The 26,644-nt window shown below is 71.6% G+C and carries 15 protein-coding genes and 1 pseudogene; 5 read left to right on the top strand and 11 right to left on the bottom strand.

The features are described from left to right. The first annotated feature begins 490 nt into the window (after positions 1 to 490). Both ACWD5Q_RS21005 and ptsP read left to right on the top strand, forming a co-directional pair. Positions 491 to 940: a PTS sugar transporter subunit IIA gene (locus ACWD5Q_RS21005; protein ID WP_451428533.1), complete on the top strand. Its 450-nt coding sequence runs from the start codon at positions 491 to 493 to the stop codon at positions 938 to 940. A gap of 81 nt (positions 941 to 1,021) precedes the next feature. Next, the gene (gene ptsP / locus ACWD5Q_RS21000) at positions 1,022 to 2,692 is read left to right on the top strand and encodes a phosphoenolpyruvate--protein phosphotransferase (RefSeq protein ID WP_451428532.1); all 1,671 of its coding nucleotides are present in this window, start codon (positions 1,022 to 1,024) and stop codon (positions 2,690 to 2,692) included. Positions 2,693 to 2,819: 127 nt separating this feature from the next. On the opposite strand, the gene ACWD5Q_RS20995 is transcribed toward ptsP, so the two are convergent. Both ACWD5Q_RS20995 and ACWD5Q_RS20990 read right to left on the bottom strand, forming a co-directional pair. Next, positions 2,820 to 3,713, bottom strand: coding sequence for a hypothetical protein (locus tag ACWD5Q_RS20995; protein ID WP_451428531.1), 894 nt, complete (start codon positions 3,711 to 3,713; stop codon positions 2,820 to 2,822). Positions 3,714 to 3,852: 139 nt separating this feature from the next. Then, the gene (locus ACWD5Q_RS20990; RefSeq protein ID WP_451428530.1) at positions 3,853 to 5,820 is read right to left on the bottom strand and encodes an acetoacetate--CoA ligase; all 1,968 of its coding nucleotides are present in this window, start codon (positions 5,818 to 5,820) and stop codon (positions 3,853 to 3,855) included. Positions 5,821 to 6,032: 212 nt separating this feature from the next. On the opposite strand from ACWD5Q_RS20990, the gene ACWD5Q_RS20985 reads away from it, so the two are divergent. Then, entirely contained in the window at positions 6,033 to 8,399 is a 2,367-nt protein-coding gene (locus ACWD5Q_RS20985; RefSeq protein WP_451428529.1) for a glycoside hydrolase family 31 protein, read from the top strand. Between the two features lie 161 nt (positions 8,400 to 8,560). On the opposite strand, the gene ACWD5Q_RS20980 is transcribed toward ACWD5Q_RS20985, so the two are convergent. Next, positions 8,561 to 9,097: an NUDIX domain-containing protein gene (locus ACWD5Q_RS20980; protein ID WP_451428528.1), complete on the bottom strand. Its 537-nt coding sequence runs from the start codon at positions 9,095 to 9,097 to the stop codon at positions 8,561 to 8,563. Here ACWD5Q_RS20980 and ACWD5Q_RS20975 point away from each other — a divergent pair. After that, positions 9,087 to 9,662: pseudogene (locus ACWD5Q_RS20975) on the top strand (thiolase C-terminal domain-containing protein); the annotation flags it as partial. The gene ACWD5Q_RS20980 and the pseudogene ACWD5Q_RS20975 overlap by 11 nt on opposite strands. Before the next feature lie 485 nt (positions 9,663 to 10,147). Here the strand turns inward: ACWD5Q_RS20975 and ACWD5Q_RS20970 are convergent. The 5 genes from ACWD5Q_RS20970 to ACWD5Q_RS20950 form a co-directional block, all read right to left on the bottom strand. Then, positions 10,148 to 10,753 (bottom strand): GTP-binding protein, encoded by a 606-nt coding sequence (locus ACWD5Q_RS20970; RefSeq protein ID WP_451428527.1) that lies wholly within the window; start codon positions 10,751 to 10,753, stop codon positions 10,148 to 10,150. Next, on the bottom strand, positions 10,734 to 14,351 hold the full coding sequence (locus ACWD5Q_RS20965; protein ID WP_451428526.1) for a hydantoinase B/oxoprolinase family protein: 3,618 nt from the start codon (positions 14,349 to 14,351) through the stop codon (positions 10,734 to 10,736). Before ACWD5Q_RS20965 ends, ACWD5Q_RS20970 begins: the two co-directional genes overlap by 20 nt. A 264-nt stretch (positions 14,352 to 14,615) precedes the next feature. Continuing rightward, entirely contained in the window at positions 14,616 to 15,011 is a 396-nt protein-coding gene (locus ACWD5Q_RS20960; protein ID WP_451428525.1) for a DUF742 domain-containing protein, read from the bottom strand. A gap of 9 nt (positions 15,012 to 15,020) precedes the next feature. Further along, entirely contained in the window at positions 15,021 to 15,461 is a 441-nt protein-coding gene (locus ACWD5Q_RS20955) for a roadblock/LC7 domain-containing protein (protein ID WP_451428524.1), read from the bottom strand. Next, a complete protein-coding gene (locus tag ACWD5Q_RS20950; RefSeq protein ID WP_451428523.1) occupies positions 15,458 to 18,250 on the bottom strand; it encodes a nitrate- and nitrite sensing domain-containing protein in 2,793 nt (930 codons plus the stop codon). The genes ACWD5Q_RS20955 and ACWD5Q_RS20950 overlap by 4 nt, the downstream gene beginning before the upstream one ends. Before the next feature lie 422 nt (positions 18,251 to 18,672). On the opposite strand from ACWD5Q_RS20950, the gene ACWD5Q_RS20945 reads away from it, so the two are divergent. After that, complete coding sequence (locus ACWD5Q_RS20945; protein WP_451428522.1) at positions 18,673 to 19,269, top strand: hypothetical protein; 597 nt, start codon at positions 18,673 to 18,675, stop codon at positions 19,267 to 19,269. Positions 19,270 to 19,342: 73 nt separating this feature from the next. Here ACWD5Q_RS20945 and ACWD5Q_RS20940 read toward each other — a convergent pair whose 3' ends face one another. The 3 genes from ACWD5Q_RS20940 to ACWD5Q_RS20930 form a co-directional block, all read right to left on the bottom strand. Beyond that, on the bottom strand, positions 19,343 to 23,980 hold the full coding sequence (locus ACWD5Q_RS20940; RefSeq protein WP_451428521.1) for a hypothetical protein: 4,638 nt from the start codon (positions 23,978 to 23,980) through the stop codon (positions 19,343 to 19,345). 211 nt (positions 23,981 to 24,191) lie between these two features. Continuing rightward, positions 24,192 to 25,070, bottom strand: a complete 879-nt coding sequence (locus ACWD5Q_RS20935; RefSeq protein ID WP_451428520.1) for a hypothetical protein — start codon at positions 25,068 to 25,070, stop codon at positions 24,192 to 24,194. 37 nt (positions 25,071 to 25,107) lie between these two features. Further along, positions 25,108 to 26,637 carry a hypothetical protein gene (locus tag ACWD5Q_RS20930; protein ID WP_451428519.1) on the bottom strand — a complete coding sequence of 510 codons (1,530 nt, stop codon included), beginning with the start codon at positions 26,635 to 26,637 and terminating at the stop codon, positions 25,108 to 25,110. Positions 26,638 to 26,644: the final 7 nt, after the last annotated feature.

Genomic DNA, 26,644 nt, shown 5'->3' with positions numbered 1-26,644 from the left:
TGGCACGCTGTTGAGTTCTCAAGGAACGGACGCTTCCTTCGTACTCACCCGAGAGACTCTCTCAGGCTTTCCTCCGGGCGCTTCCCTTCGGTGTTTCCGACTCTATCAGATCTTTTTCCGATCCGATTTCCTCGGCGCTTTCCAGGTTCCCGCTCTCGCGTTTCCCTTTCCGGCTTTCCCGACTCTATCAGTGTTTTTCCGTCTCTCTGACCACCGTTCTACAGACATGCAGAAGGGATCCCGAGATAGGATCTGACAAGTTGGGTGCTGCCGAGCACGGACGCTTGGTCGCATCTCTCGCCCCAGGCAGGAGTAAGACTGTACACGCAGTGACAGCGGGGCGCAAATCGTCCGGGCCGCGTCCCGAGGCCCGCCAACCCCCACGTCTCATGCGGAACCGTCACTTCATATGACATACGCTGCTGCCCAGTGTGCCGTCCGGGACAGGCAGTGACGGCCCGTTTGGATCTCCACCCCTGGGAGGCTTCCCATGACCACCGTGACGTCCCCTCTCGCAGGGCGCGCGATCGCGCTGACCGCAGTACCCGACCCGGTCTTCTCAGGAGCCATGGTCGGGCCCGGCATGGCGATCGACCCCGTGCGTGAGCCCCTGGAGGCTGTCTCCCCCGTGGACGGGGTCATCGTCTCGCTTCATCCCCACGCCTTCGTCGTGGTGGACGGAGAGGGTCATGGCGTGCTGACTCACCTGGGCATCGACACCGTGCAGCTCAACGGTGAGGGCTTCGAACTGCTCGTCAACAAGGGCGACACGGTCGCGCGTGGGCAGGCCATCGTGCGCTGGAACCCGGCTGCCGTGGAGCAGGCCGGCAAGTCCCCGGTGTGCCCGGTCGTGGCCCTCGAGGCCACAGCCGACGCCCTTTCCGGTCTCCGCGAGGACGGCGATGTGAAGGCGGGCGACCAGCTCTTCGCCTGGCAGTGAGGCCCATGCCGTAGTGATCGGCATGACAGACGACAACCATCGCGGTGGCGGGACTCGCCGCATGATTCGGAGACGGGTGAGATGGACACAACGCTGCGAGGCGTCGGTGTGAGCCATGGCGTGGCGATCGGCGAGGTCCGGCACATGGGAACGGCGGTGCTGGAACCGCCGGCGAAGCAGATCCCTGCCGAAGAGGCGGAGCGCGAGCAGGGGCGTGCACGCCAGGCCGTCGAGGCTGTGGCAGCCGATCTGACCGCGCGCGGCAATCTGGCGGGTGGCGAGGCCCAGGCCGTGCTGGAGGCTCAGGCCCTGATGGCCCAGGACCCCGAGCTGATAGCGGACGTGGATCGTCGTATAGCCGTCGGCAGTACGGCGGAGCGCGCCGTGTACGACGCCTTCGCCGCGTACCGGGAGTTGCTGGCCGGCGCCGGGGAGTACCTCGCCGGGCGCGTGGCCGACCTGGACGACGTACGGAACCGTATCGTCGCCCGTCTTCTCGGGGTTCCCATGCCCGGTGTCCCGGACAGCGACGAGCCGTATGTCCTGGTCGCCCGTGATCTTGCGCCTGCCGACACGGCGCTGCTGGACCCGGCCCTGGTCCTCGGCTTCGTCACCGAGGAGGGCGGGCCGACCAGTCACAGCGCGATCCTGGCGCGTGCTCTGGGTGTCCCCGCCGTCGTGGCGCTGCCGGGTGCGGGTGAACTGGCCGAGGGCACGATGATCGCCGTCGACGGCAGCACCGGCGAGATCTTCGTGAACCCGAGCGACGAGAAGAAGGCACAGCTAGAGGCGGCGGCCGCCGAGCGCAAGGCCGCCCTTGCGGCCTCCAGCGGGCCGGGAGCCACCGCCGACGGGCACAAGGTGCCTCTGCTGGCGAACGTCGGCGGTCCCGCGGACGTGCCGGCCGCCGTCGAGGCCGGGGCCGAGGGTGTCGGTCTGTTCCGCACGGAGTTCCTGTTCCTGGACGACAGCAAGAAGGCACCGTCCGAGGAGAAGCAGGTCGAGGCCTACCGGCAGGTGCTGGAGGCCTTCCCCGAGGGCCGTGTGGTCGTGCGCGTGCTCGATGCGGGTGCGGACAAGCCGCTGGACTTCCTGACCCCGGCCGACGAGCCGAACCCAGCGCTGGGAGTACGGGGTCTGCGGACGCTGCTCGACCACCCCGAGGTGCTGCGCACGCAGCTGACCGCGCTCGCGAAGGCAGCCGAGGGGCTGCCGGTCTATCTCGAGGTCATGGCTCCCATGGTCGCCGACCGCACCGACGCGAAGGCGTTCGCGGACGCGTGCCGTGCGGCAGGGTTGCAGGCGAAGTTCGGCGCGATGGTGGAGATACCGTCGGCCGCTCTCCGAGCGCGCGCGATTCTGCAGGAGGTCGAGTTCCTGTCACTCGGGACCAACGACCTTGCGCAGTACACGTTCGCCGCGGACCGCCAGGTGGGTGCCGTCTCACGCTTGCAGGACCCATGGCAGCCAGCCCTGCTCGATCTCGTCGCGCTGTCCGCCGAGTCGGCCAAGGCCGAGGGCAAGAGCTGCGGTGTGTGCGGCGAGGCCGCCTCGGACCCGCTGCTGGCATGTGTGCTGACCGGCCTGGGTGTCACCTCCCTGTCGATGGGTGCGGCGTCCATTCCTTATGTGCGGGCCACGCTGGCGAAGTACACGCTGGCGCAGTGCGAGCGTGCCGCGGCTGCCGCGCGTGCGGCCGACACGGCCGACGAGGCGCGCAAGGCGGCCCAGTCGGTGCTGTCCGGCGAGTAGCCGGGGCTCACACTGCGTCGATCACTCGCGTCGATCTTCGTGTGGCGGGGCGCTCCACCTGTGGGTGGGGCGCCCTTCCCCCGTTCAGGCTCCTTCCTGCTGCGGATCGGTGGGGATCTGCCGCCGCTCAGTGCCTGTGGCCCGCCATGAGGCCGTCGTCCCCGAGGTCGGGTGGGGCGCTGTAGTCGACGCCGGATTCCGGTGCGACCAGGTCGCCGGACTCGACGTCGGTGCAGTAGGCGTCGAAGACCTCTCCGGCGGTGAGCGGTTCCAACCGCTCACCGCGCAGGCGCCAGCCGTAGACACGGTCCGTCGCGTCGGGCGCGGTGGTGCGCATGACGAGCCCGCCGGCCGCGTGAGTGGCGAAGCCCAGAGCGAGGACGGTGGTGAATTCGAGGGCTTCCGTCTCGTCGATGCGGTTCGTGCCGTCGGGATCCTCATCGGCGTGGAGCACCGCGACGAGGGTTTCGGGCGGCGCCGTGACACTGCAGACCAGGTGGCGGTGGCCCGGGCTCGCGGTGTCGAGGATGCGGGCGAGGAGTCGAGCGGCGTGGGCGAAGGCGGCGTGTCCGATGTCCTCCCCGCAGGAGGCGCACGCCCCGAGGTGGGCCAGCGCTGTGGTCGCGTACTGCCAGGTGGCCTGGCGGACGGCTTCGTCGACCAGGTCCGGGACGAGTTCGTCCAGCGGCTGGCCCTCGTACGGGATGGCGGCTCCGGTAGCGGCCAGTTCCGCCGTGAAGCGGGTGCGGCTGGACGGGGCGTCGGGCTCCAGGCCGCTGTCGACGCAGAACTCCGCGTATTCCTCCGGGTCGAAGAGGGCGATGGTGGTGTGGGTGCCCTGGGCGGCGCGGGCCTTCAGCAGGGTTTCCACCTGCCGAAGGTAGGTCGTGTGGTCGTCGAAGGTGAAGGTGCGGTAGCGCCGCATCGCGATGAAGTCGTGTTCGTCGGTCAGCAGGCCGATGGTGCCGGCGATCTCGCGGCGCAGAATACGTCGCATGGTCTGGTACTCGGTGTGTGCCATGACTCCCCCTACGTTCAGTCGATCGGTCATCACATACAGTAACGAGGACCACTGACAACGCCCGCCGGTCGCGGTGACCGACGGGCGACGGCCCGGCCTCATCCTGGGGCCTGGGCGCGGTGGGATGCGGCGCGGTGCGTCAGGCGCGTTTGCGGGCCAGGTCCTCGTAGAAGTGGAGCAGGTCGAGGTTGTCGATGGAGCCCGGGTTGACGGCCTTCTCCAGAGGGGTGCCCTGCATGAGGCGTTTGACCGGGACCTCGATCCGCTTGCCCGTGAGGGTGTGCGGGACGCCCGGGACCTCGATGATCTCGTCGGGGATGTGGCGCGGCGAGAGCTGTTCGCGGATGGTCTGCTTGATGCGGTTCCGCAGCGGATCGTCGAGGACGGCTCCGGGGGTCAAGTGCACGAAGAGGGGCATCCAGTAGCCCCCGTCCGGCTGCTCGATGCCGATGACCAGGGATTCCTTGATTTCCGGGAGGCGCTCGACGGCTTCGTAGATGTCGGCCGAGCCCATGCGCACGCCCTGGCGGTTGAGCGTGGAGTCCGAACGGCCGTGAATGATCACGGAACCGCGGGAGGTGAGCGTGATCCAGTCGCCGTGGCGCCACACTCCCGGATACATGTCGAAGTAGCTGTCGTGGTAGCGGCTGCCGTCGGGGTCGTTCCAGAAATAGATCGGCATGGAGGGCATGGGGTTGGTGACGACCAGTTCGCCGACCTCGTCGATGACCGGGTTGCCGCTGGGATCCCAGGACTGCAGGTCGGTGCCGAGGCCGGGTGCCTGGAGTTCGCCGAGGTACACCGGGAGGGTCGGGACGGCGCCGGCGAAGCAGGAGCACACGTCGGTGCCGCCACTGACGGAGGCGATCCACAGGTCGTCGCCGACCTCGTCGTGCAGCCAGCTGAAGCCGTCCGGCGGCAGCGGAGAACCCGTGGTGGCCACGCACTGCAACCCGGTGAGGTCGTAGTCGCGCGCCGGGTGCACGCCCGCCTTGCGGCAGGCCATGACGTAGGCCGCGGAGGTCCCGAAGAGGGTGGCCCCGGTGCGTTCGGCCACGCGCCACTGGGCGCCCGTGTCGGGATGGCCGGGGCTGCCGTCGTAGAGGACGATGGTGGTGCCCGTCAGGAGACCGGAGACGAGGAAGTTCCACATCATCCAGCCGGTGGACGTGTACCAGAAGAAGCGGTCCTCGGGGCCGAGGTCGCAGTGCAGGCCCAGCTGCTTCAGGTGCTCGACCAGGATGCCGCCCTGGGACTGGACGATGGCCTTGGGCAGACCCGTCGTGCCCGAGGAGTACAGCACCCACAGCGGGTGGTCGAACGGCACCTGTTCGAAGACGGGCTCGGTGTCGGCCAAGATCAGGGCCGACCAGTCCAGCGCGCCTTCGGGAGCCTCGGTGCCGAGCAGCGGGATGTGGACCACGGCGCGCAGGGTGGGCAGTTCGCGGCGCAGTTCGGCGAGGGTCTCGCGGCGGTCGTGCTCCTTGCCGCCGTAGCGGTAGCCGTCGACCGAGAACAGGACGACGGGTTCGACCTGCTGGAAGCGGTCCAGGACGCTGCGTGCGCCGAAGTCGGGAGCGCAGGAGGTCCACACTCCGCCGACGGCGGCCGTGGCGAGGAGGGCGACGACGGCCTGCGGGATGTTGGGGAGGTACCCGCTGACGCGGTCTCCCGGGCGTACGCCGAGGGCGCGCAGTTCTGCGGCGAGCGAGCCGACCTGGCGGCGCAGCTCGGACCAGGTGACCGGGCGGGGCTCATGGGTCTCGTCGACCGCGAGGAGGGCCGGTTCGTCGGCGCGGGTGGCCGCGGCGCGGAGGGCGTGTTCGGCGTAGTTGAGGGTCGCACCGGGGAACCATTCCGCGCCGGGCATGGTGCGGTTGCCGAGCACACGCGCGTACGGAGTGGAGAACCGTACGTCGAACCATTCGGTGACGGCTTTCCAAAAGGTGTCGAGCTCGTCCACCGACCAGCGGTGCAGGGCCGTGTAGCCGCCCTGGGAGGGGGCTCCGTGGCGGTCGGCCGCCCAGGTCTGGAACCTGGTGATCTGTGCCCGGGCGATACGGTCGGGGTCGGGCCGCCAGAGCGGCGAGGGGTTCGCTGACGTCATGGGGCGGCTCCCGGACTGTACGCGTCGTGTGCGTGAGTCGCGCACGTGCTGGGGTGTGCGCGTTACGCGGCTGACACGGACGATGCCATGTGATCGACTTCTACACCAGGGTGCGCCGCACATAGTTGGGACCGTGAACCTGTGCTCTCGACACGGGTGAGCGACAGTTGAACGGCGCCCTACCGTGGGATGTCGATGACAGGGTGAGGAGTATGGACGGTCGTGACCTGGTGCGTTCGGTGAAGGCGGTCGGTTCGGGGGGTGCGGTGCAGGGCTGGCGCACCGTGCGGGCCGCGTGGCGCCGGAGGCGTGCCGACGCCACCGGGTTGCCGCGACGGGGTGCGGAGCGGGCGCGGGTGCCTGGTCCCGTGCAGAGTGCGGAGCCTGGTCCCGGCGGTGGTGTCGTGCGGTTCGCCCGGGCCGAACTGCGCATCATGGTCGCCGTGAACGGCGCCGTGTTCTGGGGCTGGGACGGGGCGGAGCCGGAGCCGTCGTACGCGCTCGCGGGCCGCAGTCCGGAGCCGGATCCGCGGGCCGTGCTGGAGCCGGACAAGGACGGCGGCTGGCGGGTGGTGGCGGAGCGTGTCACGGTCGCGGTGTCGCGGCACGGCACGGTCGAGGTGCGCACGCCGGGCGGGGTGACCCTGCGCCGGGATCTGCCACCGCGCTGGTGGGAGCCCGTGGACGGGGGCGGTGCACGCTGGATGCAGCGGTCCGAAGTGGCCGCGGACGCCCGGTTCTTCGGGCTGGGCGGACGGGCCGCGGGCCCGCGGTTGCGGAACGGGACGTACCGGCTGTGGAACACGGACCCGGGTCGGCCCTTCGAGCCCGGCGACGACCCGCTGTACATCACCATGCCGGTGCAGATGGTGGTCGCCGACGCGGCCACTCATCTGGTCTTCCTCGACACGTCGTGGGACGGCAAGGTGACCCTGCGCGAGGGCCAGGAGGGCGCGGGTTCCGGGCATGACCGGGCGGGCACCTCTGAGGTGCGGATGGACGGCGGGCCGCTGCGCTGCTGGGTGATGGTGGGCACCCCCGCGCGCGTGCTGCTCGTCTGGGCGTCGCTGACCGGGACGCCGGCCGTGCCGCCCGCGTGGGCCCTGGGGCACCATCACGCACGGTGGGGGTTCGGCAGCGAGCAGGAGGTGCGGCGGATCGTCGCGGGCTACCAGGAGCGCGGCCTTCCGCTTGATGCCGTCCATCTGGACATCGATCACTACGAAGACCATCGGGTGTTCACGGTCGACCGGGAGCGTTTCCCGAAACTGCCGCTGCTCGCCGAGGAGCTGGGCCGGCACGGCGTCCACCTGGTCTCGATCGTGGACCCGGCGGTCAAGGCCGAGCCGGGCGACCCGGTGTTCGACAGCGGGAGCGCCGAGGACGTGTTCGTGCGGGACGCCTCGGGCCGGGTGGTCGAAGGGGTGGTGTGGCCCGGGGAGGCGGTCTACCCCGACTTCACGCACGCGCGCGTGCGGCAGTGGTGGGGCCGGCTCCTCCAGGAGCGTCTCGCGCAGGGCTTCGAGGGTTTGTGGCTCGACATGAACGAGCCGGTGTCGTTCACCGCCTTCGGGGAGAACACCCTGCCCCGCTCGGCCCGGCACGCACTGGAGGGCCGCGGTGGTGACCACCGGGAGGCGCACAACGTCTATGCGCTGTGCATGGCCCGGGCCGGGTACGAGGGCCTGCGGAACCTGGCTCCCGAGCGGAGGCCCTTCCTGTTCTCGCGCTCGGGGTGGGTGGGGATGCAGCGCTACGGGGGGACCTGGTCCGGGGACGTGGCCACGGGCTGGCCCGGGCTGCGCGCCTCGCTGTCGCTGGTACTGGGCCTCGGGCTGTGCGGAGTGCCGTACTCGGGGCCGGACGTGGGCGGCTTCGACGGAAGTCCGTCGCCCGAGCTGTATCTGCGCTGGTTCCAGCTTGCCTCGTACCTGCCGCTGTTCCGTACGCACGCGAGCATGCGGGCCGGGCGCCGGGAGCCCTGGGAGTTCGGTGACGACGTCCTCGAGCACGCGCGCGTGGCGCTCGGCGAGCGGCGCCGTCTGCTGCCGTACTTCGTCACCCTGGCGCATCTTGCCCGCCGCACGGGGGCGCCCTATGTGCGGCCGCTGTGGTGGGGTGAGTCCGAGGACCGGGCGCTGCGGGACTGCGAGGACGCCTTTCTGCTCGGCGATGCTCTCCTGGTGGCGCCGGTGCTGGATCCCGGCGCCGACCGGCGGACGGTGCTGCTGCCGCGGGGGCTCTGGTACGACGCGGTGACGGAGGAGGCGTACCAGGGTCCGGGCCAGGTGGTGGTCGATGTCTCCATGGCACGGGTCCCGGTGTTCGCGCGCGCCGGTGCCGTGCTGCCGGTGCGGGGCGAGGACGGCGGTCTGGAGCTCGAGGTCTGGGCGCCCGCGCGCGGGAGGTCCGGGGGCGGGCTGGTGGTGCCGGACACGGGCGACGGCTGGGACGAGCCGGAGGTCGAACGCTATGTGACGCGGTGGAAGGGCCGTCGGGTCATGGTGAAGCGGGACGGCCACGAAGGCCGGACCGAGCCCGTGTATCCGGTACGCGTGCGGGGACTCGGCCGCGAATGACGCCGGTGGGCCAGGCGCGGGCCGGCACCGCGCGCGGTTCGGCCGTGCGCGAAGGTGCGCGGGCCTGCCACGGGCCGGCTCCGGGTGCGCGTCGCGCGGGCGAGGGCGGCCCGGGTGGGGACGGAAGGCGGGACGCGCGCAGGTGCCGTCCCGTCTCTGGTTCACACGTAGCGGCCCTCGAACCACCCCTGCACGGCAAGAGTGTGCAGCGGGAAGGCGAGTTCGGCCGGTCGGCGCAGCAGGTGCCAGCCCTCTGTCTCGTCCGTGCCGACGGACGGCGGCAGTTCGGCCGCCGGGCGCTCGGGCAGGAGTCCGAAGAGCAGCAGATGGCCGTCGGGCGAGCTCATCGCGTCGACGAGTCGCACGTCGCGGCCTGTCGCGTCGATGCCGGTCTCCTCCCTGAGCTCGCGGACGACCGCATGCCGCCAGTCCTCGCGGTGGTCGATGAACCCTCCGGGCAACGCGACGCCGCCGCGCGCGGGAGGGATGGTTCGGGTGATGACCACCAGGGCGGTGCCTTTGGCGTCGTACACGGGCTGGAGAGCCACCGCGACGGGCAGCGGATTGCGGTAGGCCACCGTGCCACAGGCGGCGCAGGTGCGAGGCCAGCCGGAGATGCCCCCTCCGTAGGGCGCCCCGCAGCTCGAACAATGGGAGCCCGGCACGAAGCCGACGGCTGGGAACGGGGATTCGGACACGGGCGGACTGTATCCGATCACCCGGAGGGCCCCTGCCGCTGCTCCGACGCCGGGTGCCTCCCCCGTCGTCGCCGATCCCTGCGGCTGGTCGACATCTGCGCGACCTCGGACGGCGGCGCGGCACTCGTGCTGTCAAGCGTGGAGTTCGCGCGACGGCACGGCGTGGTGGAGCCGGCCGGCGAGACGTTCCGCGCCTCGATCGCGCGTACCGCCTACGAGGAAGCGGGCATCGGGCCGGAGGGCCTCTCACTCGCGGAGGTCCACGACCTGTCCACGGTCTTGGAGTTGCAGTGGTACGAGGACCTGGGGCTGTGCGCGCGGGGCGAGGCCGCGAAGCTGCTGCGCGAAGGGTCCACGACGCTCGGCGGGCGCATACCGTCAACGTCAGTGGTGGGCCGGAGTCCTTCGGAGTGGCGGTTCCGGCGCAGGCGATCGCCCAGGTGTGCGAACTGACGTGGCAGTTGCGGGGAAACGCGGGCGACCGGCAAGTGGCGGGGCGCAGGTGGGGATCACCGCGAACCGAGGACGGTTCGGTCATGGCTCCGCAGTGATCGCCGTACGGTGATCACTACCTGTCGTCCCGGCATGGCACCGGTCTTCCGCGCCCTGGTCGGGCGACGGACACGGCGGCCCGCCAAGTCGCCCCTCAGGGCGGCTCCGCGCGCGCCCGGAGACCGTTCGCGACCATTCACACGCTCTGTGACCACCCAGGAATCCTATGTGAACAGCCGGACGCCAGTCGGCATCGCCGCTTTCAGGCGTATTCACCCGTGCGCCCCTGAGGCCCGCCTCCGCGCGGGCCGTCCCCCACCGGACGATTCCGCTGCACAGGAACGCTCGTCGCGGACGCCTGGCCGGGCGCGGCGCGCTCGGCATCACCGACCAGCGCGGGACGACGGTGCTGCCGGCCCGCGCCACGTGCACACCCATGCACAACGCGATCGTCTGGCAGGACCCCCGGACGGCCGTACTGTGCGACGAACTCGGTGCACGTCCGCGGCCCGTACCCCGGTCGGCGGGGTACGGGCTGCCGGTGGCCTGTACGGAGGATCAGGTGGTGACGCTCACGCGGTGGCCGGCCGTGGACGCCATGGCGTGCCGGACGACCTCGACCAGGACCTCCTTCACCGACTCGCGCTCGCGTGCGTCACAGAGGATGACCGGCACGGCGTCGTCGAGGTCGAGGGCCCGCCGGACGACTTCGGCGGGGTAGCGGGCCGCGCCCTCGAAGCAGTTGACGCCGACGATGAAGGGTATGGATCGGCGCTCGAAGTAGTCGACGGCGGCGAAGCAGTCCTCCAGGCGCCGGGTGTCGGCGAGGACGACCGCGCCCAGGGCTCCGGTGGCCAGTTCGTCCCACAGGAACCAGAAACGGTCCTGGCCCGGCGTGCCGAACAGGTAGAGCGCCAGGTCCTCGCGGAGGGTGATGCGGCCGAAGTCCATCGCGACGGTGGTGGTGTGCTTGCCCTCCACACCGCTGGTGTCGTCGACGGGGCGGCCTGCCTCGGTGAGCACCTCCTCGGTGCGCAGCGGCCTGATCTCGCTGACCGCGCCGACGAGGGTGGTCTTGCCCACGCCGAAACCGCCCGCCACGAGGATCTTGAGCGTGACGGGCTCGACGGGAGGCTTGCCGCGCTCACTGCGCCCGAAGATCATCGTTTTCTTCTCCTGCTTGATGGGGGGCGGTCTGCGGTGGTCCGTAGCCTCCGCCGCCGGGGGTTTCGACGACCAGTACGTCGCCGGGGCCCACATCCGCCGAATCACTGCCCTTGAGGTGCAGCGCCGTTCCGTCCGCCCGCTCCACACGGTTGGCACCGAGCGCGCCCGGCCGGCCGCCCGCCATGCCGTAGGGAGGGACCCTGCGGTGCTGGGAGAGCGTGGAGACGGTCATGGGTTCCTGGAAGCGGATCCGGCGGACCGCTCCATCCCCGCCGCGCCAGCGGCCGGCACCGCCGCTGCCGTTCCGTACCGCGAACTCGTCGAGCAGGACGGGCAGGCGCCACTCGAGGACCTCGGGATCGGTCAGACGCGAGTTGGTCATGTGGGTCTGCACCACGGGTGCGCCGGGGAAACCGTCGCCCGCGCCGGAGCCGGAGGCCACGGTCTCGTAGTACTGGTACCGGTCGTTGCCGAAGGTGACGTTGTTCATGGTGCCGGAGCCCTCTGCCTGCACACCGAGCGCCGCGTACAGGGCACCGGTGAGGGACTGGGAGGTCTCGACGTTGCCGGCGACGACGGCGGCCGGGGGCTCGGGCGCGAGCATCGAGCGGGGCGGTACGACGATGTCGAGGGGGCGCAGACAGCCGTCGTTCAGCGGGATGTCGTCGGCGACCAGGGTGCGGAAGACATACAGAACCGCGGCGTTGACGACCGAGAAGGGCGCGTTGAAGTTGGTGGTCAACTGTGGGGACGTACCCGTGAAGTCGACGGTCGCGGAACGACTGTCGCGGTGCACCCGCACACGGACGCGGATGACCGCACCGGAATCCGTCTCGTAGGCGTACTCGCCGTCGTCCAGGGCGTCGATGACGCGGCGGACCGCTTCCTCCGCATTGTCCTGGACGTGCTTCATGTACGCCTGGACGACATCCAGGCCGAAGTTCTCGATCATGCGGCCGACTTCGTCGACGCCCTTGTGGTTGGCGGCGATCTGGGCGCGCAGGTCGGCAAGGTTGGTCTTCGGGTTGCGGGACGGGTGGGGCGCCTCGGTCAGGAGCCGGAGGGTCTCCTCCTCACGGAAACGGCCGTCCACGACGAGCAGCCAGTTGTCGAAGAGGACGCCCTCCTGCTCGATGGTGCGGCTGCGCGCGGGCATGGAGCCGGGAGCGATGCCGCCGATCTCCGCGTGGTGGCCGCGGGAGGCGACGTGGAACAGGATTCGTTCACCCTCCGTGTCGAAGACCGGGGTGATGACGGTGACGTCGGGCAGATGGGTGCCGCCGTGGTATGGGTCGTTGACGGCGTACGTGTCTCCGGGACGCATGGCACCGGCGCGCCGTCGGATGACCTCTTTGACGCTGGTGCCCATGGAGCCCAGGTGGACGGGGATGTGGGGGGCGTTGGCGACCAGGTTGCCCTCGGGGTCGAAGAGGGCGCAGGAGAAGTCCAGGCGTTCCTTGATGTTGACGGACTGTGCCGTGGACTCCAGGCGGGCGCCCATCTGTTCGGCGATGGACATGAAGAGGTTGTTGAACACCTCGAGCAGGACGGGATCGACTTTTGTGTCGAGGTCGGAACTCTCCGTAATCGCCAGGCGTTCCATGACCAGATGCCCGTCGTCGGTCGCCGCGGCCCGCCAGCCGTCGTCGACGACGGTCGTGGCACTGGTCTCCGTGATGATCGCGGGGCCGGTGACGGTGTCGCCGGGGGGCAGGAGCTCCCGGCGGTGGAGAGGTACGTCGCGCCAGGCGCCGCCCGTGTGGAGGCGGACGGTCTCGGGGGCGGCGGAGCGGCCCTCGTACGGGGCGAGGGCGGACAGATCGGGGGGTTGGGTGATGCCGGTGGCTTCCACGGAGAGGGCTTCGACGACGATCGGGCGGTCGAGGGTGAAGGAGTATGTGGCGCGATGACGATCTTCGAAAGCGCGCCTCATCGTGTCGGGCTCGGTCAGCTCGACGGTGAGGGTGGTGTCCGTGCCGTCGTAGCGCAGCTGGGCACGGCGGACGACCCTGATGCGGTCCCCGGGCACGTCCTCGGCGAGGAGTTCGGCGCGGGCGGCGGCCACCAGGTCGTCGGCGGTCTCGCGGACACGGGGCATCGACGCGGGTTCCAGAGGCGTCTCGACGGACTGCTCGCGCATGGCCGTGGTGTCGGCGAGCCCGATGCCGAGCGCGGAGAGGACCCCGGCCATGGGTGGTACGAGAACGGTGCGAATACCCAGGGAGTCCGCGACCCTGCACGCGTGCTGGCCGCCGGCTCCGCCGAAGGTGGTGAGCGCGTAGCGGGTCACGTCGTGACCCTTCTGGACCGAGATCCGCTTGACGGCGTTGGCGACGTTGGCGACCGCGATCTGGAGGTAGCCCTCGGCGACCTGCTCAGGGGTGCGGTCGTCACCGGTCCGCTCGCGGATCTCGTGTGCGAGGGCGACGAACCGGTCGCGGACCAGGGCGTCGTCCAGTGGCTGGTCTCCGTCCGGGCCGAACACCCTGGGGAAGTGGGCGGGCTGGATACGGCCGAGCATGACGTTGGCGTCCGTGACGGTGAGCGGGCCGCCGCCCCGGTAGCTGGCCGGCCCAGGTGTCGCGCCCGCCGAGTCCGGCCCTACGCGGTAGCGGGAGCCGTCGAAGTGGAGGACCGAGCCGCCGCCGGCCGCCACCGTGTGGATGTCGAGCATCGGCGCGCGCAGCCGGACGCCCCCGATCTGGGTGGTGAAGACCCGCTCGTACTCACCGGCGAAGTGCGAGACGTCGGTGGACGTGCCACCCATGTCGAACCCGATGACGCGGTCGAAGCCGGCGAGCTGCGACATCCGCGCCATGCCGACGATGCCGCCCGCGGGCCCGGAGAGGATGGCGTCCTTGCCGCGGAACTGTCCGGCCTCGGCCAGTCCCCCGTTGGACTGCATGAACATCAGCCGCACGCCTTCGAGTTCGTCGGCGACGTGGCGGACGTAGCGACGCAGGACGGGCGAGAGGTAGGCGTCGACGACGGCAGTGTCGCCGCGCGGGACCAGTTTCATCAGGGGGCTGACCTCGCTGGAGAGCGAGATCTGCTCAAAGCCCGTCCGGGCGGCCAGCTCGCCGATGGCTCGCTCGTGGGCCGGGTGCAGATGGCTGTGCATGCACACCACAGCGACGGCGCGGATTCCGTCGTCGTATGCCTCCCGGAACACTCCGGTGAGAGCCTCCAGATCGGGGGCGCGCAGGACGGTGCCATCGGCGGTGATGCGTTCGTCGACCTCGACGACCCGCTCGTAGAGCGGCTCCGGGAGCTCGATCGCGCGGGCGAAGATGCTCGGACGGTTCTGGTAGGCGATGCGCAGGGCGTCGCGGAAGCCGCGGGTGATGACGAGGAGGGTGCGTTCACCCTTGCGTTCCAGGAGGGCGTTCGTTGCGACGGTGGTGCCCATCCGGACACCGTCGATCGGCCCGTCGTGGTCGAGGAGTTCACGCACACCCGCGACGGCCGCGTCGGCGTAGTGGAGAGGGTTGTCCGACAACAGCTTGTGGGTGAGCAGGCGGCCGTCCGGGCGGCGCGCGACGATGTCGGTGAAGGTGCCGCCGCGATCGACCCAGAACTGCCAGCCCGTGGTCACGTCCGTCTCTCCGATCGCGCTGCTCGGAACCGTGTCCGCGGGCGGATGATCGGCTCGCCGCAGCTGGTGGTCGACGATCGATCAGATCATAACCGGCGGTCCCTGCCGTCGCCGGTCCACGCGCGGGAAGCCGCACCGCTGACCGTCTGTGCTCCCGGGTACTCCCGCACCCGGCCTACCCCTTCTCCCGGGTGCTCCCGTGCCCGGCCGGCTCCCGGTTCCGGGTGTCCGCGCGCTCTCCGGAAGGGCGCGGACACTCTCTGCTCACAAGGCCCGCAGGCCGTTGATCACATCGCGCAGGATGCTCTCGTCCACCAGTTCGGCGGGCGGCACGGGACGCGAGACATGCACCAGTTCCTCGTCCACGAGGTCCCCTACGAGAACGCGGACCACGCCGACGGGCAGATCAAGTCCGGCGGCGAGTTCGGCGACCGACTGGGGAGTGTCACGGCAGAGTTCGACGATGTCCATGTGCTCCGGGGACAGCGACGGGTCCGCCTCGAGGTCGTCCACGTGCGGTTCCGTGACGACCACCGCGATCAGGTCCAGGCGGTGCTGGACACCATGGCTGGTGCGGCCGCGCGTCATGGCGTACGGACGGACCACGGGCCCGGCCTCGTCGTCGAACCAGTGGCTGCTTCCCTGACCCTCTCCGCTCATACCGTCTCACTACCCGCCCGAGGGCAGATCGGTGCGCGGAGTCGAGGCGAGATGTGCGCCGACGCGCTTGACCAGGAGGGTCATCTCGTAGGCCACCTGCCCGACGTCGGAGTCCGCGTCCGACAGGACAGCGAGGCAGCTGCCGTCACCGGCGGCCGTGACAAACAGGAACGCCTCGTCGAGTTCCACGATGGTCTGCCGGACGCCACCGGCGTCGAAGTGCCGGCCGACCCCTTTGGCGAGGCTGTGGAATCCGGAGGCGACCGCGGCGAGGTGCTCGCTGTCCTCCCGGCTCAGCTCCTTGGAGACCCCTGTCGGCAGGCCGTCGCTGGAGAGCACGAGCGCCTTGCGGATGCTGGCTACGCGTTCCACCAGTTCGTCGAGGAGCCAGTTCAGCTCTCCCGACGCCTTGTTCGTCGCGGTGGACCCTGCGGCCTTCGGTGCGGTCATCGGCCGTCTCCCTTTGTCGTTCCTCGTGCTGAGCCGTCGCGGGCCTCGTCGTCCGCGGCGTTCTCCTCGCGGCCGCGCTGCCAGCCCCGCTGGAGCGAGGCGAACCGGCTGCGGACCTCGTCGGCGTCGCGCTCGGCCGGACCTGCCCGGTTCGCGGTGCGGGACCGCTCTCGATCAGCGAGCCGATCGGGGCCTTCCTTCAACTGCGGTGCCAGACTGGCCTGCCGAACCCGGCGGGGCAGCGCACCCGCGCCCGATACTGCCGGTCCGTCCTGCGTGTCCCGCTGCGGGACGGGCCTTTCCGGGCCGGCCGACGGGCGGGTGCGACGCCGCTGCGGCAGAGCAGGGGCTTCGGGCCGGTCACCGTGTGGACGTGGGAGGCCTCCCGTGGGTTCCGTCGGGCGACCGGATGGCCGCCTGGCCCCCTGGAGATCCGTCACCCGCCGTTCCAGCGGCTCCACTTCCGTCTCGGCCCGTCCGCGCGGTGACCCCGGTCCTGTCACCGGGCGGCCGTGCGAGCTGACAAGCTTGGGGGCACGGTGACGCGGCAGCAGAACCGGGGCGCCCGGGTGGTCGGTATCGGCGGGTCCGGCCGGATCGCGCTCGGCGTCGCGTGCCGATGGGCGCTGAACGCCCGGGTCATCGGCGAGCGACCGCCGGGGACGGAAGAGACCCCCGCGTTCGCTGTCCTCTTCGCCAAGAGCCCCGGGGAAATCGTCGATCGCGTCCAGATCGACGGGTGCCTCCAGCTCCACCGGACCGTCCAGGATCGACGCCGCGCCGCCCGGGAGCTTGACGGGCCTGTGGGAGAGTCCCGGCCTGTGGTCGTCGGTCCCGGCTCCCTTGGTGTCGGGCAGCGGTCGGTCGAGACGGAAGCCGATTCCGTCGGTGTCCGGGACGTCGTCGGTGAGCAGCATGTCGGGGATGAGGACGACGGCCGTGGTCCCGCCGTAGGGAGAGGGCTGGAGGGAGACGCGGACGTTCTGCCGTCGGGCGAGTCTGCTGACCACGAAGAGGCCGAGCCGGTCGGTGTCGGACAGCTCGAACTCGGGAGTCTCGGCGAGTCTGAGGTTGGCCTCCAGGAGCGCCTCGGCCCCCATGCCGAGGCCGCGGTCGTGGATCTCGAGGGTGAAGCCGTTGGCCACGCGCTCGCCGATGACCTGCACGGCGGTGTGCGGCGGCGAGAACACCGTGGCGTTCTCGAGGAGTTCGGCGACCAGGTGGGTGAGGTCGGCGACCGCGGAGCCGGTGACGGCGACGCGCGGCAGGCGTCGTACCTCGATACGCTCGTAGTCCTCGACCTCGGCGACGGCGGCGCGCACCACGTCCATGAGCTGCACGCGTTTGCGCCACTGCCGGGAGGGGGCGGCGCCGGAGAGGATGACCAGGCCCTCGGCGTGGCGGCGCATACGGGTGGTGAGGTGATCGAGTCGGAAAAGGTCGGCGAGTTCCTCGGTGCCCTCGGTCCTGCGTTCCATGGCATCGAGGAGGGTGAGTTGTTTGTGCAGCAGGACCTGGCTGCGGCGGGCGAGGTTGACGAACACCTCGGAGACCCCGGCGCGCAGCTCGGCCTGTTTGACGGCGGCCTCGACGGCGGCGCGCTGGAGGGTGTTGAGAGCCTGACCGACCTCGCCGATCTCGTCCGGGTCGTACTCCAGGCGCGGTACCTCGGTCTCCGCGTCGACCCGCTCGCCCGCCGAGAGACGGCGCATCACGCTGGGCAGCCGCACCCCGGACGCCTCGTGGGCGTCCAGGCGCAGCCGGCGCAGATCGCGGATGAGGCCACGGCCGATGCGTACGGACATGATCAGGGAGACCAGCAGGGCAACGAGGCCCAGAACGCCCGCGACGACGGCCTTGACGATGACCTCGACGGCCAGGGGGCGGACGCGGTCCTGGTAGCGGTCGCCGGCCTGGGTGCCCATCGCGTCGAGCCGGTCGAGAACCGGCCCTGCGGCCTCGTCCCAGCTCTTCGCGGTCACGCCGTGCGGGGTGCCGGGGGTGGCGTCGACGACGGACTGCTCTGCCATGCGCAGGGGGGCGGTGTCGGCGTTCTTCCAGTAGCGCCGGAAGCGTTCACTCTCCGAGCCCGGCAGCAGGGAGAGGCTGACGTCGTACATCACGGTGCGCTGGGCGACGAGGGCGGAGACCTGGTGGACATCGTCGCGGGTGATGCGTCCGGCGACGAGCGCGGAGCCGAGGAGGGCGTCCTCGCGGGAGAGCAGTTCGCGGGCGCGCAAGACGCCGGCGAGTGCGCGGCCCTGTTTGTCCATGTCCACGTTGTCGAGGAGCTGAAGGTTGGCCAGGAGCGTGAAACAGGGGTCGACCAGGCGGTTGTAGAGGTCGAGGGCCTGGGTGCGCTTGACGGTGCCGTCCTCGACGCCGCGACGCAGCGAGTCCATGCCGTCCAGCGCGTCCAGGATCGAGGTGAGCCGCTCGGCGGTACCCGACCCCATTTCCTCGTGCAGGTCCTCGTCCCTGCTGTTGCGACGGAGCTTCGCCACCACCTCGTCGGTGGCGGCGCGACTGCGGCGGAGCGCGGCGAGGGAGTCGGAGGTGCGCGGGTCCGCGAGGTAGACGAGGGTCTGGCGGCGTTCCTCCTGAAGGAGGCGGACCGTGTCCTCGGTGGGGTAGCCGACCTTTTCGACGACGTACGAGGCGTGGAACACCGACCGGGCCGCACGGCCGGTGAGCACGGTCGCAAACGCCCAGATGGCGGTCAGGGACAGGAGCGGCACGAGAAGGAGCGCCACGATCTTCCGGCGGATGGACTTCCCGCGAAAGCGCATGGCCTCCCCCAGCTCGACCCCCTCCGGCCGGGGGTACACGTGTGCGTCAACAAACGGCGTGAGCCTACTACCGTCACACTGGTATCTCGAAGGGTCGATCAGGCGCACCATCCCATGGACAGCGAACAGGACATGGGGAGTTGTCACGCCATTACGGGGAATTTGCTCCCCGGAACCGGCATGCGGCGCAGGCGGACAACGGACCGGGCGTCCCGGGCGGTTGGCCGGAAATTTTCGTTCGCTGGGAATCTTCGCAGAACGTCGATCGTCCTTCTGTACGGGAATCAGGGGCGGATTCGGTCACAGGCGCCACAAGCCGCACTCAGGCGGCGTAAAACGAAGCAAGCCGGGCACCCACTGAGGAACCGGAGTGGGATGACACCGGGACGAGGGGGCTGCAGGCGGTGGGGAGTGACAAGTTGATGGACACAGCGGAGCGGCGTGGGACGCCCAGGTCGGGTGGTGCGACGCCCGAGACGGTGCAAGGGGATGCGCGGAGGCAGGATCGCACCGCCCTGGTGCGTGCCTCTCTGGGAGCGGCACGGGAGCGCGGCGCGGAGCGCACAGGGGACGTCCCGGCGGCCCGGCGGGGCGCGGCGAGGGACGAGGAGCTGTACGAGAGGGCGGGCTACCGGCCGTTGTGGGTGGAGGAGCCCGCGCGCAGGCGGCGGCTCCCGGATCCGGTGCGTACGGCGGCAGTGCGGGCGGTACTCATCATCGCGGTGACGCTGATCCAGGCGGTCATCGCATTCCTGTGCACGATGGCCGGCTCCTGGCTGGCGTTCCCGATGGTCCTCTCGAGCATCGCCAGCACGGTGGCGGCGACCTGGGGCGCGCTCGACGTCTGGGTGACACGCCAGGTCTGGCACCAGCGCCATGGAGTGGTGTCAGCCCCCAGCAGCACGGCCCGGGAGCTGCGCCGCGAGCGTCGCGCGGAGCGTCGGCGGGCGCGAGCCGGGGAGCGGGCCGAGCGACGTATATCCGGGCAGGGTGGCGCCGGCCAACTGTCGCACCCGTAGCCATACGGGGGCGGAGGGTGGACGTGGTCGCCCCACCGCCGCCCCCGGGGCCTTTCAAGGGGGACGCGTGATGCTACGCGGGCCGTTTGAACATCCGGGTCGCGGTGATCTCGCTGTGCACCGCTTCTCCGGCCTGGGGCTGCTGCGGCAGTCCCGGTCGAAGGTGCTCCTCCACCCGGATGTACTTCAGACCGGCCCGCAGGTCGGCGTCGTTGCGCAACCGGATGACCAGCGGGAACTCGGCGAGCGCGGTGGTGTCGAACAGCCCGGTGGTGTACAGGAGCTGGACGCCGAGCGCGTCCGAGACGGCCCGCTGGAGCTCCAGCAGATACGTGGCGTTGGCGCGCCCGATGGGGTTGTCCAGGAACAGCGTGCCCGCGTGGCGGTGCTTGTCGCGGCCCCGGTCGTTGGAGCGCAGCGCGGCCATCGTGCAGTACAGGGCGATGGCCGCGGTGAGCAGCTGGCCGCCCGAGAACACGTCTCCCATCTGGCCCACCGGAACCCGCTCGGCGCGCAGCACGGCGTCCGGCTTGAGGATCTCGACCGCGACGCCCTTGGGCTGGAGCGCCGCGCCGACCCCCCTCAGCAGCAGCGACATGCCGTCGCGCCGCAGGTCGGAGTTCTTCTTGACGGCCGCACGGGTCGCCTCGTCGATGACCTCGCCCAGGCGTTCGATCAGCGTCGCCTGGTCGGGTTCCTCGAAGCGGATCCGCAGGAACTCCTGTCCGGACCACTCCCCGAGGCCCTCGGGGAGCCGGGACAGCCGCTGCGCGGACCGCAGGGTCGCCAGCGCCGACTCCACCAGACCCCGCAGACGGTCCACGATGGAGTCCCGGTTGCGCTCCAGCTGCGCCAGCTCGTCGGTCAGGACGCGCAGCCGGGGCGCGAAGGCGTCCGCCCACCGCTGGGTGTGCTCCGGCAGCGCGGACGCGGGCAGTTCGCGGATCTGCTGCCGGGCGGGGGTGCGGACCTGCTCGTAGCGGGTGGAGTTGGCGTGCCGGACCAGTACGTCGCAGGCCTCGCGCACGGCGCCCTCGGCGGCGGACAGATCGGCGGCGCAGCCGCGGAGCGACCTGCGGGTCTCCGCGGCGGCCCGGCGGGCCTCCTCAAGCGTGCCGGGATAGGGCTCCGGCTCCTCCTGATCCTCCTCGGACGCGTACTCGCGCAGCAGGTCGCGCAGCATCGCCGCGATCTCGTCGAAGCCGCTCGCCGCGTCCTCGGCGGCCCGGTGGGAGTCCAGGAGTTCAGCGTGGGCCTCGCGGGCCTGGCCGAGCGCCTCGACACGGGAGGCGAGTTCGGCCGTCGCCGTGCGCAGCAGGGACTGCGCGTGCTCGGTGTCCCGGGGCAAGAGGTCCTCGGGCAGCTCGGTGTGGGTCTCGCCGTTCTCGGGCGCGTGCCGCTCGGCCTCGCCGCGCAGTCGCCCGAGCTGCTCGCTCGCCGTGGACGTACGGGTCTCCAGCAGCTGTACCAGCTCCTCGGCACGCGCGGCGGCGGCCTGCCGGGACGGACCGTCGGAGCCGTCGGGGGACTGAAGGAGCTGCTCGGCGCGCGTGCGCACCTTGTTGCTGAGCCGGTCCAGTTCGGCGAGCGCGGCGGACTCGTCGCTCTCGGCCCGCGCCTGCTCTGCCCGCAGATCGGCGCCTACGCCGACCTTCTCGTACACCTGGGAGGCGGCCCGGTAGGCCTCGCGGAGGGCGGGCAGGGACGCCCTGGGCGCGTTCGCGTCGTCCTCCGGTACGTCGTCGGGTGCGCCCGCGATCTCCGCACGCTCGGCGCGCAGCGCACGCGCCGTACGACGGGCGTCGTCGGCGGCGCGCTGCGCGCCGCGGCGGTCCTCGTCGGCGGCACGGGCGCGCTCCAGACAGAACTGGGCGCGGGCCTCCGACTCGACTGCCTCGTCGGCGAGTTCACGCAGCTTGACCTGCCACCCGGCGCGCTCGCGCAGCCGGAAGGCGAGCCCGGCGAGGGCGTCGGCGGCGCGGCGGGCCCGCTGGGCGGCCTCCTGTCGCTCGTCGCGCATCAGGGCGGCCTCGGCCGCGGCCTCGTCGGCCTCGGCGCGGGCGGTGCGCGCCTCGGCCAGCTCGGCCTCCGCCTCCTCGGCGGACGCGCGGGCGTCCCGGGCGGCCGAGGCGAGTTCGGTGAGCCGTCCGGCGGGGCATCCGGTGCGCCAGGAGGCCAGCCGGGCCGCCAGCTCGCGATCCTTGCCGAGCCGGGCCGCGAGTGCCCGGATCTCCTCGTCGCGCGCGGTGGCCCGGGCGCGCAGCGCCTGCCGTTCCTCGTCGGCGGCGTGCTCGTCGTGCATGGCCGGGTTGGGCGGGACCAGGAAGACACCGCCGACGCCGCTGTCGCTCTCGTCCAGGGCCGGGGTCGGGGCGAGCAGCGCGGCGGCGGTGCCGACGGCGACGGTGGAGCGCGGCAGCAGCGCGGCGCCGGTCAGCGCCTCGCGGGCCCGGGCGTGCGCATCCGGATCGGTGATGATCACGCCGTCGACGAGTTCGGGACGGACGGCCAGTACGCGCGCGTGGTCGGCCGGGTCGACGGCCTGGGCGAGATAACGCCAGCCGGGCAGCGCGGGAATGCCGTGTTCACCGAGGAACTCTACGGTCGCCAGCACATCGGGGCCCGGCGGCAGCAGCCCGCCGTCACCGAGCGCGCCCAGGATGCGCGCGTCGTCGGCCGCCGCGGTGCGCAGCTCGAAGAGCTGCCGTTCGGCGGAGGCGACCGAGTCCTCGACCAGGGCGCGCAGTTCGTCGGCGAAGCCGTCCAGTTCCTCGGGGGTGAGGGGGCCCTCGCCTGTGGCCTGGGCGTCGGCCGGGTCCGTGTCCATGGCGCGCCGGGGGCCGGGGACCCGTTTCGGGGCGCCCGTGCCCGACAGGCTCAGCAGTTCCGTCAGCCGCTCCTCCGCGGCGAGTGCCTCGGCGGTCCGGCGCTCGGCCTGGTACGCCCGCTCGGCTGCGGTGGCCGCGTCCGCGGAGCGGGCCGCCGTCAGCTCCGCACGGGACTCGGCGGAGGCCGCCTCGCGTGCCTGCTCGGACGCGCGGCGGGAGGCCTCGCGAGTGGTGTCCCAGTCCGCGACGGCCGCCTTCTCCGCGTCGCTCGCGGCCAGCGCGGCCCGCGCCGGGTCGGCGTCGGGAGCGCTGTCGTCCAGCCAGCCCGCCCGAACAGCCTGAGCGGTCTCCTGCTCCACCTCCTCGAGCCGCTGGCGCAGATGTCCCGCCTCGCTGCGGGCACGCTGTGCCTCCGTGGCGGCGGCGGTGGAGTCCCGGTAGGCGGACTCGCCGGCCTCCTGGAGGGCGGCGGACCGCTCCTCCCCCTCGTTGGCGAGGGACTCCGCGCTCTCGGCGGCCGCGTGCAGCGCCCGTACGAGATCGACGGCGGCCTTGGCGCGGGCGGCGAGCGCCGGTGCGGCGTCCCGCTCGGCCTCGCGGATCGCGGCGGCCACGCGCGCGGAGCGGTCGGCGGCGGCGCGGTGCCGCAGCACGGCCTCGGCGGCCTGCCAGGCGGAGTACAGCTGGCGGGCGTCGGCCAGTTCGCGCTTCTGCGCGGCGGCGGCCTTCTCGGCGCCGGCGAGCGCCAACGACGCGTGGCGGTAGGCCAGTTCGGCCGCGACCAGCGCGCTGCGCTCCCGGGCGCCCTCGGCGTGGGTGACGGCATAGGCCGCGGCGGTCACCCGCTGGGCCAGATCGGCGGCCCGGACCCGCTCCCGCACCCCACGCGCGGACAGCCGCCGCGCCAGTGTGCGCGTCCGCCGCTCGGCGCCCGCGTGGATGTCCCTGGCCCGCGAGCGCGCCTCGGCGGCGTCGACGATGCGCCCGAGCAGGTCCACCGAGCCGGCGGTGAAGTCCCGTTCGGCGATCAGCTCCGAGCGTCGTCCCAGCTTGTTGCCGAACCCACCGACCAGGTCGGCGAGTCCGTCGGTGTCCCGGGTGTCGGTGACGGCGCGCAGCAGCAGGTCGGTGAAGTCGGAGTCCTTCTTGACCGCGAAGAGACCGGCTGCCTCACCCTCGTCGGCGTTCATCTCCCGCTGGTAGCGGAAGAGTTCGGGATCGAGACCGAGGTCGGTCAGATGCTCGTTCCAGCGGTCGTGGATCTCCTCCCAGTGCACTTCGAGGTGCGGGTACGCCTTGCCGGCCTCCGTGAGGGCATCGCGGAAGCCCTTCATCGTGCGGCGCCGCCCCTGCGCGCCGGACGCACCCTCGACGGGCGGCCGTACGGCGGTGGACTCGGCGACCGGCAGGTTGTCGAGGCTGAGGCCGGGCCCCGGCCGGAAGGAGTACCAGGCCTCCGCGAACTTCCGGGGGTCGTTGGAGACCTGGCGGCCGCGCCACTCGCTCACCTTGCCGACCACGACGCACTCGCCGGTCAGCGTGTGTTGCCACTCCAGCGCCACATGTCCGCAGTCGTCGGCGAGCAGGAACTTGCGCAGCACGCCCGAGCTGGCGCCGCCGAGGGTGTTGCGGTGGCCGGGCAGCATCACCGAGAAGATCAGCTTCAGCAGGACGGACTTGCCGCCGCCGTTCTCCAGGAAGAGCACGCCGGCGGGCGCGGGGCGGCGCGGCGGCCCGGTGGGCTCGTCCTCGAAGAACTCCGCCTGGGTGGGGGCGGGGTCGGGCACCAGATCGCCCACTCCCCGCAGGTCCAGCACGGTGTCGGCATAACGCGCACCGGCCGGCCCGATGGAGTAGAGGCGGACCCGGGACAGCTCGTACATGGGGGGCTCTCGTCGTCTGTCGTGCTGAGTGTTCGGAAACGTGAGGAGGTTCGGGATGTTCAGGAGGTTCGAAGGCCTGTGATGCTCCGCGGGCTTCGAAGGCCCGGGGCTCCGGGGGCCGCACAGGCCCGTTGCGCGTCGGGGTCGGCGAGACTCGTCACGCCTCGGGGGCCTCCAGGGCCTGGGGCGCAGTGAGCCTGCTCCGGGAGCCTCAGGAGTGGAACGGCAGTCCGGCGTCGGCCACCAGCTCCAGGTCGTCGGAGTCCTCGGCGGGCAGCAGGGTGGCCGTGCCGTCGGTCACCGGGACGACACCCAGTCCGAGGAGCTCGGCCATGGCCGCACTGCCCGCCATGTCGCGCACCTGGAGCTGGTAGCGGGCCGTCGTGCGGTAGGTGCCGCCGCTGTCGTCGCCCGTACGCTGCAGGAAGCCGGAGTCCGTGAGGAACGCGACGGCCTTGGCGACGATGCCGGTGGTCGAACCCGCCAGTCTGCGCGCGTCCTTGGTGGCCCCGGTCGCGCTGCGTCTGGTCCAGATGCGCCAGGCCGCCTCCAGGCCGGGGGTGTCCGTCGCCGGATCGGTGTTCTCGCCCTGTTCCTCGGCCCGTTCCTCGATGCGGCGGCAGGCCTGGCGCACGAAAGCGTCGACGCCGTTGACCGTGACCCGGCCGATGTAGCCGTCGTCCGCCAGGTCCTCGGGGCGCGGGAAGGCGAGGGCGGCTACGGCGAGATGGGCGAGTCCGTGCAGGAAGCGGTCGACGGAGTCGGCCGACGTACGACGCGCGTAGTCGCCCATGCGGACGGCGAACACGGAGTCCTCGGCGGCGGTCACGGCCATGCCCGCGCGCGGGGACACCTCCAGGACGACCAGGCCGAGTCCCGTGGCGACGGCGTCGGCGAGGCGTCCGAACGGCGGGTCCTCGCGATAGCGGCGCAGCAGGTCCGTGTACTCCTGGTCACGTGCGGGCTGCAGCTTGGGCTGGAGCCCGAAGGCGACGAGCCGCGCCGCGTCGGCGGCGTCGGCGGGGGTGACGGCGGCGCTCGCCGGCGCGGCGGCGGTCTCCGGATCGCTCCACTCGACGTGCTCGGTCACGGTCGGGACTCCTTGTCGCGCTGGTACTGGTTGCCGTTCATGCCGCCTCCGTCCGGCCCGCCGCCATTCCGGCCGCGTCCAGCAGGGCCGTCCCCACGATCAGATCCGCGCCGCCGAACTCGGGGTCGTCCAGCTCCGTTCCGTCGTCGACGGCGAAGAGCAGCTTCTCCTCGCCCTGCCGGTAGGCCGTGCCCACGGGCGGGCTGGCCGCGTGCACGGCCAGCAGGGCCACCAGATACGGCAGGTCGGGATCTCCCGTCCGACGCGCCTTGGCGAGCAGCCCGGACAGCCGCCGGGGCGCGTCGGCCGGCAGATCGAGCAACTCCGTCGCGGCGGCGAGCTGTTCCTCGCTGAACCGGCTGTCGTCCGGGGTCGCGACCAGGTCCGGCTCGGGCATCTCCGCCCCGAGGTGCGCACGCTCCACCGGGGGCGTCAGCAGCAGGTCGACGAGGTCCCCGACCCGCATGGAACCGGGCGTGCGCAGCCCCGTGCCATGGGCGAAGAAGGCGTCGGTGACGCGGACCGCCTGCTCCAGGGGAAGCGGCAGCACCGGGGCGAGCAGGTGTCCGTAGAGGTCCGTGCCGGACGTCGCCGTCGGTGTGGCGAACGCCTGCCGGTCCTGTTCGGCGCGGAACAGCGGGCCCGCCTCCAGGAGCCGGGACTGCAACTGGGTGTGTCTGCGGATGCAGTCCTTGACGATGTCGACGAGTTCGGCGGCGCGTCGCTTCTGCTCGGAGTCCTCGGACTCGTCGCGGGCCTTGCGGATGTTGGTGAGGATCGCGTTCTCGTGGCGGTAGCGGTCGGTGACGTGGTCGAGGGCCTCGGCGATCATGTCCGGCACCGCGTTGAGCCAGTCCACCGCGCGGACGTTGCGCCGGGTGGCCTCCAGGGCCCTGCGCAGCGACTCCGAGTACTGCACGGTGCGGTAGCGCGCCTGCTCGGCGGCGAGCTGGGCGTCGGCGAGGCGCCCGCGGCTGATCAGCACCTCGAGCTTGACCTCGGCGGCGATCTGGGCGCTGGTGACATCCGTGTCGAGGGCGCCGACGAGGACGTTGACCGCCTCGTCCGTCGTCCGGAGGTAGACGCTGCCCCCGTATCCGGGCACCTCTTCGATCAGCTTGAAGTCGTAGTCACGGCGGACATAAGTGCCATCCGGGTCGAATATCCCGTAGACGGCGCGGAAGCCCCGGTCGACGCTGCCGACGTTGATCAGGTTCTCCAGCACCCAGCGGGCCACGCGCTCGTGCTCGGCGGCCGGGCGCTCCGGGGCCTGGGCGGCGATGCGCGGGATGAGCCGGGTGACTATCTGGTCGTGGTCGGCGCCCGTGTCGAAGTCCATGTTCAGAGTGACCAGGTCGATGGCGGCGAGGGCGATCTCCGCCATCCCGTAGACCGAGTACTCACCCGCGAGGTTGGCCTTGCGCGCGTCCAGGTCGTGCAGCGGCGCGGTGCAGGCGAGCGCGCGCAGCCGCCGCGCCAGCCCTTCGTCGGCGGCCGGGCCCGGAGCAGGCCGCGGCCCCGCACTGAGCTGGTGCGGAACACGGTCCGTCGATGCAGGCGAAGTCACGGTGCAC

The organism is Streptomyces sp. NPDC002513 (assembly GCF_053595355.1).
This window is presented reverse-complemented; position numbering and strand designations above follow the sequence as displayed.